Origin of the sequence: Bradyrhizobium sp. ORS 111 (genome assembly GCF_045571485.1) — a bacterium.
In the GTDB taxonomy this organism is placed as follows: Bacteria; Pseudomonadota; Alphaproteobacteria; order Rhizobiales; family Xanthobacteraceae; genus Bradyrhizobium.
In genome coordinates this window covers 7,584,667-7,597,500 of sequence record NZ_CP120701.1, presented here as the reverse complement: position 1 = coordinate 7,597,500, position 12,834 = coordinate 7,584,667, and the positions used below count along the sequence as shown (strand labels likewise).

The following is a 12,834-nucleotide window of genomic DNA, read 5'->3' as shown; positions in this document are numbered from 1 at the left end:
TGCGTCGATCGGTCAGGCGCCGGCCGGCGCGTGCTGAAGGTGGATCGGCGTCGCCGTACTCTGGCGACGGACCAGAAGGATTGCACCAATGGTCAGGGCGGCGCCGGCCAGCACGTCGCAGAGGTGATGACCTCCGACCGGCATCGTTGCCAGGATCATCGTTCCATTCACCGCCAGCACGGGGATCAGGAGCCAGCGCGTATCGCGCGCGGCGTAGGCCGTCATCACCCCCAGCATGGTGTGGAACGAAGGAAAGCTGACGATGCCGTCAAGGGCCGACAGATCGAAGACGGAAAGCGTTCCGTCGCGAAGAGCGACGAAGCTTCGATAGAACGGCCACATCTCGCACGCGGCCGAGAAGTTCGCGAACAGGTGCGGGGCGGGGCGGAAATGCGCGAAGGCGCCGGCCGCCGGCACCAGTGCCATGCCGATGCATACCGCCACAGTGCTCAGACTGAGCACGGCCAGGAATTCCGCGATCCTGTCCCCGCGTCGCCGCAGCACCATCGAGATCAGGACCAACTCGGAGATCAGACCGAGGGCGTTGTAGGCCCTGACCAGCAGCTTCACGACCAGTGGGCTCGCATTCGCTGCCTGCAGGAAGCTCGGCCAGTCGAAGCCGAGCAGGTGATCGATGTCCGCCAACACGTCGTCCCGCGCGGGCAGGTTTGCGGCGGTGATCAAGTAGGTCAACAGCGCCCCCGCGACCAGCAGTCCGCCGATGGGCAGGGCGGTACGCCACAGCAATTCCGTAAGAAGCAGAACCCGTCGCAGCAAGACCGCCGGGCGCCGATGGTCTCCGGCAAGGCGGCCGGATGCAACAGCGATAAAGACACCGGCGAACGCGCTGTAGGCGACGCCTTGCAGAAGGACGGTCCAGTTCGAGGGTGCGAACGCCAACCTCGAGCCTTGCAGCCAGATCACGTCGACGAGGACGTACCCCAGCACGCAGGACCAGACGATGGCCATATGTCGCTGCGCGGCCGCACCGTAGTCGCTGAACATGAACCAGCGTCCCAGGGCGGACCGGATGCGGACCGGATCGAGCGTCAGGCCGCGGACGCCGGAGCTGGCGGTGCGTTTCTCGATCCCTATCGACGACACGTGGGCCCCTCGCGGTTCGCTCGGCGGAAGCTGCGCGAGACCCCTTAAGATTGCGATAATCTGAAACGGAAAGGTTCAGGTGGCGATGCTGCTCAGCCGTCCCGATCCGTGCCGTCCCAAAGCGCGACGAGATGCGATTGGCCCGGCGTCGCGTGCCGGCCAGTCTTCTCGCCGGTGGCAGGATTCGGCTAGACGATAGTCGACCGAGGCGTCGCGGCATCCGCTTCAATTGGCGTGGCCATTTTTGCTCTTCTTAAATGAATTGCGGTCAGATTTGCCACGTCGGGCGCCGGTCCGCTGCGTATCGCTTTTGCCGGCTGTCAACGTCCCGGGGTAGAGTATGTCGTTTCAGTCCCACTGTATTCGCGCCGTCGCGCGCGTTGGATTCATCTCCCTGGCCGCAGTCATGCTGCTGTGGCCCACCGTCTCCACGGCTGCGCCGGATCCTGACCGGATCGCGGTCAATGTTGACCAGGCTAAGCTCGTCAAGCTGCCCTCGGGTATCGCCACCATCGTCGTCGGAAATCCGCTGATCGCCGACGTGACGCTGCAGAATGGCGGGGTGGTCGTCGTCACCGGCAAGGGCTACGGCGCGACCAACTTCATCGCGCTCGACCGCACCGGCCAGGTGCTGGTGGATCGCCAGATCCAGGTCGAAGGCCCGACCGATCAGCTCGTCACTGTCTATCGCGGGGTCGACCGCGAGACATATAGCTGCATGCCGGTCTGCCAGCGCCGCGTCACCCTCGGCGACGGCGAGACCTACTTCAAGGCGACGATGGACCAGGCCGGCACGCTGAGCAGCCAGGCCGCCGGTTCGGGCGCCGCTGCAGCCAAGCCGACGAACTGAGACTCCTTAACCCCGGCGCGTTCGCGGACGCCGGGGCCACCGTCGATCGCGGGCCGGCAATCCGACACGGTTAGGATTGACTTAACGGAACGGGCCGCCCCGTCTCGATCCGGGGAAACACTTCAACAATGAGTCTTCGCTAGTTGTTGCCGCCAGTCATCTGGGGTCGTTGATGTCGCTGCCCGGTCTCTTTTCCTTCAAACGTCTCCGACGCTTTGGCCGCAATCGCCGCGGTTCGGCCGTCGTCGAGTTTGCGCTGGTCGCGCCGCTGTTCTTCGGCTTGCTTTTCGCGATCATCGAGACGGCGATGATATTCTTCGCCGGCCAGGTGCTGGAGACCGTGACGCAGGATTCCGCGCGCACGATTCTGACCGGCCAGGCGCAGAACGGGCAGGTCACGGGCTGCTCGACGCCCTGCACTCAGGCGCAGTTCAAGGCCTTCGTCTGCAATCAGATCAACATTCTGTTCGATTGCCAGAACGGCATCTATGTCGACGTTCGCAGCTATCCCGCGAACCAGTTCGGCTCTGTCAACATCACTCCGCCGATCGATTCGAGCGGCAACTTCCTTCCGGCCATGCAGTACAATATCGGTGGCGCCGGCAACATCGTCGTGGTCCGCCTGTTCTATCAATGGCCGCTGTTCGTGACCGGGCTCGGCTTCAACGCCGCCAACCTGAACAACAACAAGCGGCTCTTGACGGCAACCGCAGCCTTCAAGAACGAGCCCTTCTGATGCGGACCATGCAGCGGATATCACGCATCCGGCTTCGCCTGCGCCGCTTCGCGCGCGACGGACGCGGGCTCGCGGCCGTCGAATTTGCGATGGTGCTGCCGGTGATGCTGGTGATGTTCTTCGGCACCGTCGAGTTCTCGTCCGGTGTCGCCGTCGACCGCAAGGTGACGCTGGTGGCGCGAACGTTGTCCGATTTGACCTCGCAGTCGACCGCGGTGGCCGATAGCGATCTCAGCAACTTCTTCAATGCCAGCATCGGCATCATGACGCCCTATTCGGCGACGCCGGCGAACATGACGATTTCCGAGCTCTATGTCGATCCCAACACGCTGGCCGCCCGCGTGCAGTGGAGCCAGGGCGCGGCACCGCGCGCCACGGCCAGCACCGTCACGATTCCTCCCGCGCTGCAGGTCGGAGGCGCCTATCTGATCTTCAGCGAGGTGAACTACCTCTACAAGCCGACAGTCGGCTGGGTGATGTCGTCGGCTGGCATCAACCTCAGCGACGTCGCCTATACCCGCCCCCGCCAGTCGGCCTGCGTGTACTACACGGGAAGCTCCGGAACTGTGCCGACGACGGGTTGTCCGACCAATTAGAGCGCTTTCGAGCGAAGTAGCGTGAAGCTTCAGTCAGAAACCGAAAATGCTCCAGGCCGCTGCCGCGATCGCTCGTCAGTGAGCCAGACAAAAAAGGCCGCATCCGAGGATGCGGCCTTTGTTGTCTTGGACGGCAATTGCCGGAGCTTCACGCGCTCCGGAAATCGGCTTATCCGGCGGCGCGGAGGTTGTCGGCCGAGGATTTGCCGGAACGGCGGTCAGCCACGATCTCGTAGGAGATCTTCTGGCCTTCACGCAGAGTGCCAAGGCCGGCGCGCTCGACAGCACTGATGTGCACGAACACGTCGTTCCCGCCTTCATCCGGCTGGATGAAGCCGTAACCCTTGGTCGCGTTAAACCACTTCACGGTTCCCATGCTCACGTGGGTAGTCCCTTCTCAGATAGACAGTTCAAAGCCCGCTTGGTCGGCGGGGTGGTGAGATCGAATTTTTGGAAGGGTCGTCAGCGTCTGAACCGGCTGTACCGGTGTTAGCTAATGTCGTCCGGCCGAAAATCGATACCCGATATTATTCGATAGAACGGTTCAAAACAATCCTGACGTGCGCGATTTTTTGGCGGCGCCTGCGCCGGCCATTTATTGCGCAGGACATCGGCATGTCATGCGCGCAGCAGTTGCAAAAGTTTCGCTCAGCGGCGGCGGAACTGGCCGCCGCGCTGCTGGCCACCCCGCGGCGGACCGCCGGGGGAGCTCGGGCGCTCGTCCTTGTGACGGAAGATCAATCGGCCCTTTTCGAGGTCGTAGGGCGACATCTCGATCGTCACGCGGTCGCCGGCCAGCGTCTTGATGCGGTTCTTCTTCATTTTGCCGGCGGTGTAGGCAACGATCTCGTGTCCGGCATCGAGTTGGACCCGATAACGAGCGTCGGGGAGGATTTCGGTCACCAGTCCTTCGAACTGGATCAGCTCTTCCTTAGCCATGTGTTTCTCCAGATCGAGCGACGGCTAGTGCTGCGGTTGCTTGTTGCGGTTGGGTTGCGATTTCGGCCGGCTCTCGCGATGCAAGAAGGCGACGCCCTGAATGCTTTCGCTGCTGCCGGCCTGCGACGGACGTGGCGACTCGCCCCGGTTCGTCTGCGGCGCCCCATTATTACCACCTCGACGGCGGCGACGGCGAGGGCCTTTTGCGCCTGGAGCGGCCTCATTCCCACGGACATTATGTGCGCGTGGCGCAGAGCGGCCGCCCCGGTGCGGTTGGGAAGGCTGCGCCGGCGCCGCGGCGTCGCGGTGGCCCGGCGTGCGGCGGTCTTCCCGCGGCACCGCGATGCGGATCAGCCGCTCGATATCGCGTAGATAGCCCATTTCCTCAGCGCCCGCGATCAGCGAGATCGCGACCCCGTCGGCACCGGCACGTGCGGTGCGGCCGATGCGGTGGACGTAGGTTTCCGGCACGTTGGGCAAGTCGAAATTCACGACATGGCTGATGCCGTCGACATCGATGCCGCGCGCGGCGATATCGGTCGCGACCAGCGTGCGGACCTCGCCGGAACGAAACGCCGCTAATACGCGTTCCCTGTGGTTTTGCGATTTGTTGCCGTGAATGGCGTTGGCCTCGATGCCGGCCTTGGCGAGACCCTTCACCACCTTGTCCGCGCCGTGCTTGGTGCGGGTGAAGACCAGGGCGCGGTCGACCGGCTCTTGCTTCAGGAGCTGGGCCAGCACCGCCGGCTTGGCGGCGAAATCGACCTGGATCGCGCGCTGGGCGATCCGGTCGGCGGTGGACGACACCGGCGTCACCGCCACACGGGCAGGGTCGCGCAGCATCGCCTCGGCGAGCTCGGCGATGTCCTTGGGCATGGTGGCCGAGAAGAACAGCGTCTGCCGCCGGATCGGCAGCTTGGCGACGATCTTCCGGATGTCGTTGATGAAGCCCATGTCGAGCATGCGGTCGGCCTCGTCGAGCACCAGGAACTCGACCTGATTGAGCTTCAGTCCGTTGCTCTGCACGAGGTCGAGCAGGCGGCCGGGAGTCGCCACCATGACCTCGACGCCCTGCATCACCGCACGGACCTGACGGCCCATCGGCACGCCGCCGATTGCGAGCGCCGAGGTGAGGCGGATGTGGCGGCCATAGGCGTTGAAGCTGTCGAGGATCTGCCCAGACAACTCACGGGTGGGCGAGAGCACCAGCACGCGGCAGCTCTTGGGCTGCGGGCGGACCCGGTTCTCGAGCAGCCGATGCAGGATCGGCAGCGCGAAAGAGGCCGTCTTGCCGGTCCCGGTCTGGGCGATGCCGACAACGTCACGGCCGGCGAGCGCAAGCGGGATAGTCTGGGCCTGGATTGGCGTCGGCGTGAGATAGTTTTCCTCGCGCAGCGCGCGCGCGATGGGATCGGCGAGGCCGAAATCCTGAAAGGAAGTCAAAAGATTGGTCTTTCCATAAAAGCAGTCGTCGTCCCAGCCGATATCGCCGGGATCGCACGAGGGCATCGGGACACCCGCGTGTCTAGGGCATCTGGCTGGGTTGGCTGATAGGGCGAGCCAGAAGCCGTTGAGACGGCCAGGAACACGCAGCTCGCGGGTCGCTCCGCGATTCTCGCGGCGACGCCTCAGATATGGCCCAGGAACACGGCGCTTTCAAGATGCCGCAAATGCGAGATCGTGGATCGCCCAGCCCGATCGTCGTGCACACTGACGCGGGTGCGTGCCGGAAATTTAGCCAAAAGGCCAAATTTGCTCATAAAATAATCAGATTGCCCTTTCGGCGTCCATTTGCGCGGCCCAATGAATGGGCAGTCGATTTCCGTATTTCCCCGGAACTCGTGAAATTATCTAACTGGTTCATTGGCTTATCGCGTGCACAGCCCGTGGCACGGTTCTTGCGATTCCCTTAACCGCAGGCGGCCAGACGGGCCGTTTCGCAGCGTTCACGCCTGCGTCAGGGAGATGACATTTCATGCTTACTCAGCTTACTCACGATATAGCGACGATGACCCGTCGCCGCGCCCTCGCGGCGACGGCCGGCCTGGTTTTGGGTCTGGCTGCGTCCTCGCCGTTCTCGCCCGCGCAAGCGGCCGACGACACCATCAAGGTTGGCGTTCTCCATTCGCTTTCCGGCACCATGGCCATCAGCGAGACCACGCTGAAGGACACGATCCTTTTCCTGATCGACGAGCAGAACAAGAAGGGCGGCGTGCTCGGCAAGAAGCTCGAGGCCGTCGTGGTCGACCCCGCATCGAACTGGCCGCTGTTTGCGGAAAAGGCGCGTGAGCTGATTACCAAGGACAAGGTCGCGGTCGTGTTCGGCTGCTGGACCTCGGTGTCGCGCAAGTCCGTGCTCCCGGTGTTCAAGGAGCTGAACAACATCCTGTTCTATCCCGTGCAGTACGAGGGCGAAGAGTCCGAGCGCAACGTGTTCTACACCGGCGCGGCGCCGAACCAGCAGGCGATCCCGGCTGTCGATTACCTGATGAAGGAAGAGAAGGTGAAGCGCTGGGTGCTTGAAGGCACCGACTATGTCTACCCGCGCACCACCAACAAGATCCTCGAGGCCTATCTGAAGTCGAAGGGCGTTGCGCCCGATGACATCATGATCAACTACACGCCGTTCGGCTTCTCCGACTGGCAGACCGAAGTCTCCAAGATCAAGACCTTCGGCTCGGCCGGCAAGAAGACCGCCGTGGTCTCCACCATCAACGGCGACGCCAACGTTCCGTTCTACAAGGAGCTCGGCAACCAGGGCATCAAGGCGACCGACATCCCGGTGGTCGCGTTCTCGGTCGGTGAGGAAGAGCTCGCCGGCATCGACACCAAGCCGCTGGTCGGCCATCTCGCCGCCTGGAACTACTTCGAGTCGATCAAGACGCCGGCGAACGAGAAGTTCATCAAGGAATGGCAGGCCTATACCAAGAACCCGAAGCGCGTGACCAATGATCCGATGGAGGCGCACTACATCGGCTTCAACATGTGGGTGAAGGCGGTCGAGAAGGTGAAGTCGACCGATCCGGACAAGGTGATCGACGCGCTCCCCGGTATCGAGGCGCCGAACCTGACCGGCGGTGTGTCGAAGATGCTGCCGAACCACCACATCACCAAGCCGGTGTTCATCGGCGAGATCAAGGGCAACGGCCAGTTCGACGTGGTCTGGAAGACCCCGGGTCTGGTGGCCGGCGACGCCTGGTCGAAGGAGCTCGAGGGCTCCAAGGACCTGATCGGCGATTGGGTCGGCAAGAAGTGCGGCAACTGGAACACCAAGACCAACAAGTGCGGCGGCCAGGGCTCCTAAGTCGGTGCTTCTGAGCTGATCCACGACACAACACGACCTTCCAAGACACCGGAGAAGGCGGCATCGCTCGCCGCCTTCTCCTCACACTCCTGCCGGGGTTATCGACGTGCTTGTTGATTGTTTTGACCGCGTTCGCGCGCTGCTGCTATCTGTCCTGCTGCTGACCTGCCTCGTCGCGCCGGCGCTCGCTGGGCCGTTCGAGGATTCGGTCGCCAAATTCGCCAATGACGACTTCTCTGACACTGAAGCTGCGATCGGCGAGGTCGCATCCTCGGGCAATCCGCTGGCATCGCCGATCCTCGGCGCGCTGCAGGATGGCCGGCTGTCGGCCGATCCGGACACCAAGAAGGTGTTCGTCACGCGGAGCGACGGCAAGATCATCGACGCCGCGACCGGCGCCGCCGTCGACAAGCTGCCGGACAACGTCGCGGATGTCCGCGTCAACAACCGCCTGCGCCGCACCATAGCGGCCGCGCTCGGCGGTCTGACCTTGTTGTCACCGGATCCGGCCAAGCGGCTTGCCGCCGCGCAATCGGTGTTCAAGAGCCACGAGGAGAATCTGCTGCCGACCGTGGAGGGCGCGCTTGCCAAGGAGACCAACAAATCGATCAGGCAAGCCTTCGCCGAGGCGCGTGCCGCCATCATCCTGTTCAAGTCCGATGCGTCCGACAGCGACAAGCTCGACGCCGTCGCCGTGATCAAGGCGCGCGGCGACCAGGAGGCGCTGGCGCTGCTCAACGATGTCGGCACCGACCAGCCGCCGCTGGTCGCAAAAGCCGCCAGCTCCGCGATCTCCTCGATCCAGAGCAATCTCGCAATGTGGTCGGCGGTGCAGAACGCCTGGTACGGCATCTCGCTCGGTTCGGTGCTGCTGCTCGCCGCGATCGGGCTTGCCATCACCTTCGGCGTGATGGGCGTCATCAACATGGCCCATGGCGAGATGGTGATGCTCGGCGCCTACACCACCTTCGTCGTGCAGGAGGTGATCCGCGGCCGCTATCCCGCTCTGTTCGACTATTCGCTGTTCATCGCTGTGCCGCTCGCCTTCCTGGTCGCGGGCGGCATCGGCGTATTGATCGAGCGCACCATCATCCGCTTCCTCTACGGCCGCCCGCTGGAAACCCTGCTCGCGACCTGGGGCCTGTCGCTGGTGTTGCAGCAGGCGGTGCGCACGGTGTTCGGGCCGACCAACCGCGAGGTCGGCAACCCATCCTGGATGAGCGGCGCGTTCGAGCTCGGCCAGATCACCATCACCTATAACCGGCTCTGGATCCTCTGCTTCACGCTCGCGGTGTTCGCCATCCTGCTCGCGATGCTGCGCTACACCGCACTCGGGCTCGAGATGCGCGCGGTGACGCAGAACCGGCGCATGGCGGCCTCGATGGGGATCGCCACCTCGCGGGTCGATGCCCTGACCTTCGGGCTCGGCTCCGGGATCGCCGGTATTGCCGGTGTGGCGCTGTCGCAGATCGACAATGTCAGCCCCAATCTCGGCCAGAGCTACATCATCGACAGCTTCATGGTCGTGGTGTTCGGCGGCGTCGGCAATCTCTGGGGCACGCTGGTCGGCGCCTTCACGCTCGGCATCGCCAACAAGTTCCTGGAGCCGGTGGCCGGCGCGGTGCTCGGCAAGATCGCGATCCTGGTGCTGATCATCCTGTTCATCCAGAAGCGACCGCGCGGCCTGTTCGCGCTCAAGGGACGGGCGGTGGAAGCATGAGCCCGCACATCCTCACCCGTTCGCTGGACCGCGCCGCGACCAGCTTCATCCTGATCGTCGCCGGTCTCGGCGTGCTGATCCCGCTGTCCAACCTGCTGTTGCCGCAGGGCTCGGTGCTCCATGTGCCGACCTATCTGGTGGCGCTGTGGGGCAAGTATGTCTGCTACGCCATCCTGGCGCTCTCGATCGATCTGATCTGGGGCTATTGCGGCATCCTCTCGCTCGGCCACGGCGCGTTCTTCGCGCTCGGCAGCTACGCCATGGGCATGTACCTGATGCGCCAGATCGGCAGCCGCGGCGTCTACGGCAACCCGATTCTGCCCGACTTCATGGTGTTCCTGAACTGGGACAAGCTGCCCTGGTACTGGCACGGCTTCGACAAGTTTTGGTTCGCGGCGCTGATGGTGCTGCTGGTGCCGGGGCTGCTCGCCTTCTGTTTCGGCTGGCTCGCCTTCCGCTCCCGCGTCACCGGGGTCTATCTCTCGATCATCACGCAGGCGATGACCTATGCGCTGCTGCTCGGCTTCTTCCGCAACGATTTCGGCTTCGGCGGCAACAACGGCCTGACCGACTTCAAGGACATCCTCGGCTTCAATGTCCAGGCCGAGGGCACGCGCTGCGCGCTGTTCCTTTTGAGCTGCCTCGCGCTGATCATCGCCTTCGCGATCTGCCGTACGGTCGTGACTTCGAAGCTCGGCAAGGTGCTGATCGCGGTGCGCGACGCCGAGAGCCGCACCCGCTTCCTCGGCTACCGCGTCGAATCCTATAAGCTGTTCGTATTCACGCTGTCGGCCTGCATGGCCGGCGTCGCCGGCGCGCTCTATGTGCCGCAGGTCGGCATCATCAATCCGAGCGAGTTCGCGCCGGGCAACTCGATCGAGGCCGTGATCTGGGTCGCGGTCGGCGGCCGCGGCACGCTGGTCGGCGCTGCGATCGGCGCTATCGTCGTCAACTACGCCAAGACCTACTTCACCTCAGGGCCGCTCGCGCCGTACTGGCTGTTCATGCTGGGCGCGCTGTTCATCCTGGTCACGTTGCTATTGCCCAAGGGCATCGTCGGCACCTTCAATTCCTGGTGGGAGCCGTGGAAGGCGCAGCGCGATTGGCCCGATGCCGAGAGTGCCGCGCGCGAGGACGGCGTCGGCGCACCGAAGATGGCGGAGTAGGCCCATGAACGTGATGGATACCCGCGCCACCTCGGCCATGCTCTATCTCGACGGCGTGCACGTCTCGTTCGACGGCTTCCACGCCATCAACAACCTGTCGCTGACGCTCGAGCCCGGCGAGATGCGGGCGATCATCGGTCCGAACGGCGCCGGCAAGACCACGATGATGGACATCATCACCGGCAAGACCAAGCCGGACGAGGGTACGGTGCTGTTCGACGGCACCGTCGACCTGACCCGGCTGGACGAGACCCGCATCGCCGAGCTCGGCATCGGCCGGAAATTCCAGAAGCCGACGGTGTTCGAGAGCCAGACCGTGCAGGACAATCTGCTGCTCGCGCTCAATGTCGATCATTCCGTTCGCGGCACCCTGTTTTGGCGCGGCAGCAAGGCCGAGTCCGAACGGATCGACAAGGTGCTCGAGACCATTCGCCTGACCGATGCGCGCAACCGCCTTGCCGGCAGCCTGTCGCACGGCCAGAAGCAATGGCTCGAGATCGGCATGCTGCTGGCGCAGGACCCGAAGGTGCTGCTGGTCGATGAACCGGTCGCCGGCATGACCGATGTCGAGACCCATCTGACCGCCGAGCTGCTCAAGCAGATCAACAAGAACCACACTATCATGGTGGTCGAGCACGACATGACCTTCGTCCGCGAGCTTGGCGTCAAGGTGACCTGCCTGCACGAGGGCTCGGTGCTGGCGGAGGGCACCATCGACCAGGTGTCGTCGAACGAGCGGGTGGTCGAAGTGTATCTGGGGCGTTAAGCGATGCTGAAGGTCGACAACATCAACCTCTATTACGGCGCGGCGCAGGCCTTGCGCGGCGTCTCGCTGACCGCCGAGCCTGGCAAGGTGACCTGTGTGCTCGGGCGCAACGGCGTCGGCAAGACTTCGCTGCTGCGCGCCATGGTCGGGCAGTATCCGATCGCCTCCGGCGCGATCAATTTCGACGGCAAGGACATCACCGCGCTGAAGCCCTATGAGCGGGCGCGGCGCGGCATCGGCTTCGTGCCGCAGGGCCGCGAGATCTTTCCGCTGCTCACGGTGGAAGAAAACCTGAGGACCGGCTTCGGCCCACTGAAGCGCGAGGACCGCAACATCCCCGACGACGTGTTCTCGCTGTTTCCGGTGTTGGAGACCATGCTCGGCCGCCGCGGCGGCGACCTCTCCGGCGGCCAGCAGCAACAGCTCGCGATCGGCCGCGCGCTGGTGATGCGGCCAAAGCTGCTGCTGCTCGACGAGCCGACCGAGGGCATCCAGCCCTCGATCATCAAGGATATCGGCCGCGCCATCTCTTATCTGCGCAACCTCGGCAACATCGCGATCGTGCTGGTCGAACAATATCTCGACTTTGCCTGCGAACTCGGCGACAGTTTTGCCGTGATGGACCGGGGTGCGGTGAAATATGCCTGCGACCGCGCGAACCTCGATCCCGCCGAGATCAGCCGCCAGATGGCGCTGTGAACACGATGTGGCGCCGCGTCTTGCGGCGCGCGCGAGGGAGCCTTTGGGGGAATGCGGATCGGGATCGCAGGTGCAGCGGCGGCGACGTTCGCAGCCAACCGCGCCCAGGGCACGGTGCGGTTCGACGTGCACAGCAAGGACGGCGTCACCCGGCGCGGCGATCTGCACGAGTCGGGCTCGCTGCGGGTGCGCTTCCCGTCACCGGAGGACGACGGCCTGTCGGCGATGTTCGTCAACACCGCCGGCGGCATTGCAGGCGGCGACCACTTCGAGATCGCGATCACGGCCGGTGAGGAGGCTCGCCTGACGCTGACCACGGCCGCGGCAGAAAAGGTCTATCGCGCATCGACAGCGTTTTCGAGCGAAGTGGGTACCGGTTCGCGTGAAGAAAACGCGTCCACGCAAAATGAGAGCGCGGCCGCTCGGCTGAATATCGCGCTGAAGGCAGGGCCGGGCGCACATCTCGCCTGGCTGCCGCAGGAGACGATCCTGTTCGATCGCGCCCGCATCCAGCGCCGCTTCGACATCGATCTTGCCGAAGATGCTTCGCTCTTGCTCTGCGAGATCGTGGTGTTCGGCCGCGCCGCGATGGGCGAGACCATGCGCCATGGCGAGTTCATCGACCGCTGGCGGATGCGCCGCGGCGGCCGCCTGGTGTTTGCCGAGACGGTCCGTCTCGAGGGCGAGATCGGCGAGAAACTCGCCAAGCCTGCGGTCGCCGGCGGCGGCACGGCGATCGGCACCGCGCTGATCGTGCCTGGAGACACGGCGTTGGTCGAGCGCATCCGCGAGGCATCCGAGAGCTTCGGCGGCGAAGTCGGCATCTCCGCCTGGAATGGCTTTGCAATGGCGCGCTTCTGTGCCCAAGATGCCACCCGGCTGCGCGCCGACATGATCGCTGTGCTCGGTCGTGCCTCCATCGCCGCGCTGCCGCGGCTGTGGCTCAACTAGGTC

Annotated in this window: 13 protein-coding genes; 9 read left to right on the top strand and 4 right to left on the bottom strand. The window is 64.2% G+C overall.

Annotation, left to right across the window (positions count from 1 at the left end; translation table 11 throughout):
* Positions 1-12: 12 nt before the first annotated feature.
* Positions 13-1,104, bottom strand: coding sequence for a phosphatase PAP2 family protein (locus tag P6U30_RS35155; RefSeq protein ID WP_407167244.1), 1,092 nt, complete (start codon positions 1,102-1,104; stop codon positions 13-15).
* Between the two features lie 340 nt (positions 1,105-1,444).
* On the opposite strand from P6U30_RS35155, the gene P6U30_RS35150 reads away from it, so the two are divergent.
* The 3 genes from P6U30_RS35150 to P6U30_RS35140 all read left to right on the top strand — a co-directional run bounded on the left by P6U30_RS35150 (position 1,445) and on the right by P6U30_RS35140 (position 3,286).
* Positions 1,445-1,954, top strand: a complete 510-nt coding sequence (locus P6U30_RS35150) for a pilus assembly protein N-terminal domain-containing protein (RefSeq protein WP_407167243.1) — start codon at positions 1,445-1,447, stop codon at positions 1,952-1,954.
* A gap of 172 nt (positions 1,955-2,126) precedes the next feature.
* Positions 2,127-2,690 carry a TadE/TadG family type IV pilus assembly protein gene (locus P6U30_RS35145; RefSeq protein WP_407167242.1) on the top strand — a complete coding sequence of 188 codons (564 nt, stop codon included), beginning with the start codon at positions 2,127-2,129 and terminating at the stop codon, positions 2,688-2,690.
* 8 nt (positions 2,691-2,698) lie between these two features.
* Positions 2,699-3,286: a TadE/TadG family type IV pilus assembly protein gene (locus P6U30_RS35140; RefSeq protein WP_407167241.1), complete on the top strand. Its 588-nt coding sequence runs from the start codon at positions 2,699-2,701 to the stop codon at positions 3,284-3,286.
* 169 nt (positions 3,287-3,455) lie between these two features.
* On the opposite strand, the gene P6U30_RS35135 is transcribed toward P6U30_RS35140, so the two are convergent.
* The 3 genes from P6U30_RS35135 to P6U30_RS35125 form a co-directional block, all read right to left on the bottom strand.
* Positions 3,456-3,668 (bottom strand): cold-shock protein, encoded by a 213-nt coding sequence (locus P6U30_RS35135; RefSeq protein ID WP_016842648.1) that lies wholly within the window; start codon positions 3,666-3,668, stop codon positions 3,456-3,458.
* Positions 3,669-3,934: 266 nt separating this feature from the next.
* Complete coding sequence (infA, locus tag P6U30_RS35130; RefSeq protein WP_066515688.1) at positions 3,935-4,225, bottom strand: translation initiation factor IF-1; 291 nt, start codon at positions 4,223-4,225, stop codon at positions 3,935-3,937.
* Positions 4,226-4,249: 24 nt separating this feature from the next.
* Positions 4,250-5,668, bottom strand: coding sequence for a DEAD/DEAH box helicase (locus P6U30_RS35125; protein ID WP_407170619.1), 1,419 nt, complete (start codon positions 5,666-5,668; stop codon positions 4,250-4,252).
* A 532-nt stretch (positions 5,669-6,200) separates the two neighbouring features.
* On the opposite strand from P6U30_RS35125, the gene urtA reads away from it, so the two are divergent.
* The 6 genes from urtA (at position 6,201) to P6U30_RS35095 (ending at position 12,831) form a co-directional block, all read left to right on the top strand.
* On the top strand, positions 6,201-7,529 hold the full coding sequence (urtA, locus tag P6U30_RS35120; protein ID WP_407149039.1) for an urea ABC transporter substrate-binding protein: 1,329 nt from the start codon (positions 6,201-6,203) through the stop codon (positions 7,527-7,529).
* 139 nt (positions 7,530-7,668) lie between these two features.
* Positions 7,669-9,249, top strand: a complete 1,581-nt coding sequence (gene urtB / locus P6U30_RS35115) for an urea ABC transporter permease subunit UrtB (RefSeq protein ID WP_407170618.1) — start codon at positions 7,669-7,671, stop codon at positions 9,247-9,249.
* Positions 9,246-10,415: an urea ABC transporter permease subunit UrtC gene (urtC, locus tag P6U30_RS35110; protein ID WP_407167240.1), complete on the top strand. Its 1,170-nt coding sequence runs from the start codon at positions 9,246-9,248 to the stop codon at positions 10,413-10,415. The genes urtB and urtC overlap by 4 nt, the downstream gene beginning before the upstream one ends.
* Positions 10,416-10,419: 4 nt before the next feature.
* Positions 10,420-11,181, top strand: coding sequence for an urea ABC transporter ATP-binding protein UrtD (gene urtD / locus P6U30_RS35105; RefSeq protein WP_407167239.1), 762 nt, complete (start codon positions 10,420-10,422; stop codon positions 11,179-11,181).
* Positions 11,182-11,184: 3 nt separating this feature from the next.
* On the top strand, positions 11,185-11,880 hold the full coding sequence (urtE, locus tag P6U30_RS35100; RefSeq protein WP_280982619.1) for an urea ABC transporter ATP-binding subunit UrtE: 696 nt from the start codon (positions 11,185-11,187) through the stop codon (positions 11,878-11,880).
* Between the two features lie 51 nt (positions 11,881-11,931).
* Entirely contained in the window at positions 11,932-12,831 is a 900-nt protein-coding gene (locus tag P6U30_RS35095) for an urease accessory protein UreD (protein WP_407167238.1), read from the top strand.
* Positions 12,832-12,834 lie beyond the last annotated feature (3 nt).

Excerpts from the sequence above, each read along its gene's own strand:
- urtA (WP_407149039.1), top strand. The coding sequence starts at position 6,201 with ATGCTTACTCAGCTTACTCACGATATAGCGACGATGACCCGTCGCCGC.
- P6U30_RS35150 (WP_407167243.1), top strand. The coding sequence starts at position 1,445 with ATGTCGTTTCAGTCCCACTGTATTCGCGCCGTCGCGCGCGTTGGATTC.
- P6U30_RS35095 (WP_407167238.1), top strand. The coding sequence starts at position 11,932 with ATGCGGATCGGGATCGCAGGTGCAGCGGCGGCGACGTTCGCAGCCAAC.
- urtE (WP_280982619.1), top strand. The coding sequence starts at position 11,185 with ATGCTGAAGGTCGACAACATCAACCTCTATTACGGCGCGGCGCAGGCC.
- infA (WP_066515688.1), bottom strand. The coding sequence starts at position 4,225 with ATGGCTAAGGAAGAGCTGATCCAGTTCGAAGGACTGGTGACCGAAATC.
- urtC (WP_407167240.1), top strand. The coding sequence starts at position 9,246 with ATGAGCCCGCACATCCTCACCCGTTCGCTGGACCGCGCCGCGACCAGC.
- urtD (WP_407167239.1), top strand. The coding sequence starts at position 10,420 with ATGAACGTGATGGATACCCGCGCCACCTCGGCCATGCTCTATCTCGAC.
- P6U30_RS35140 (WP_407167241.1), top strand. The coding sequence starts at position 2,699 with ATGCAGCGGATATCACGCATCCGGCTTCGCCTGCGCCGCTTCGCGCGC.
- P6U30_RS35145 (WP_407167242.1), top strand. The coding sequence starts at position 2,127 with ATGTCGCTGCCCGGTCTCTTTTCCTTCAAACGTCTCCGACGCTTTGGC.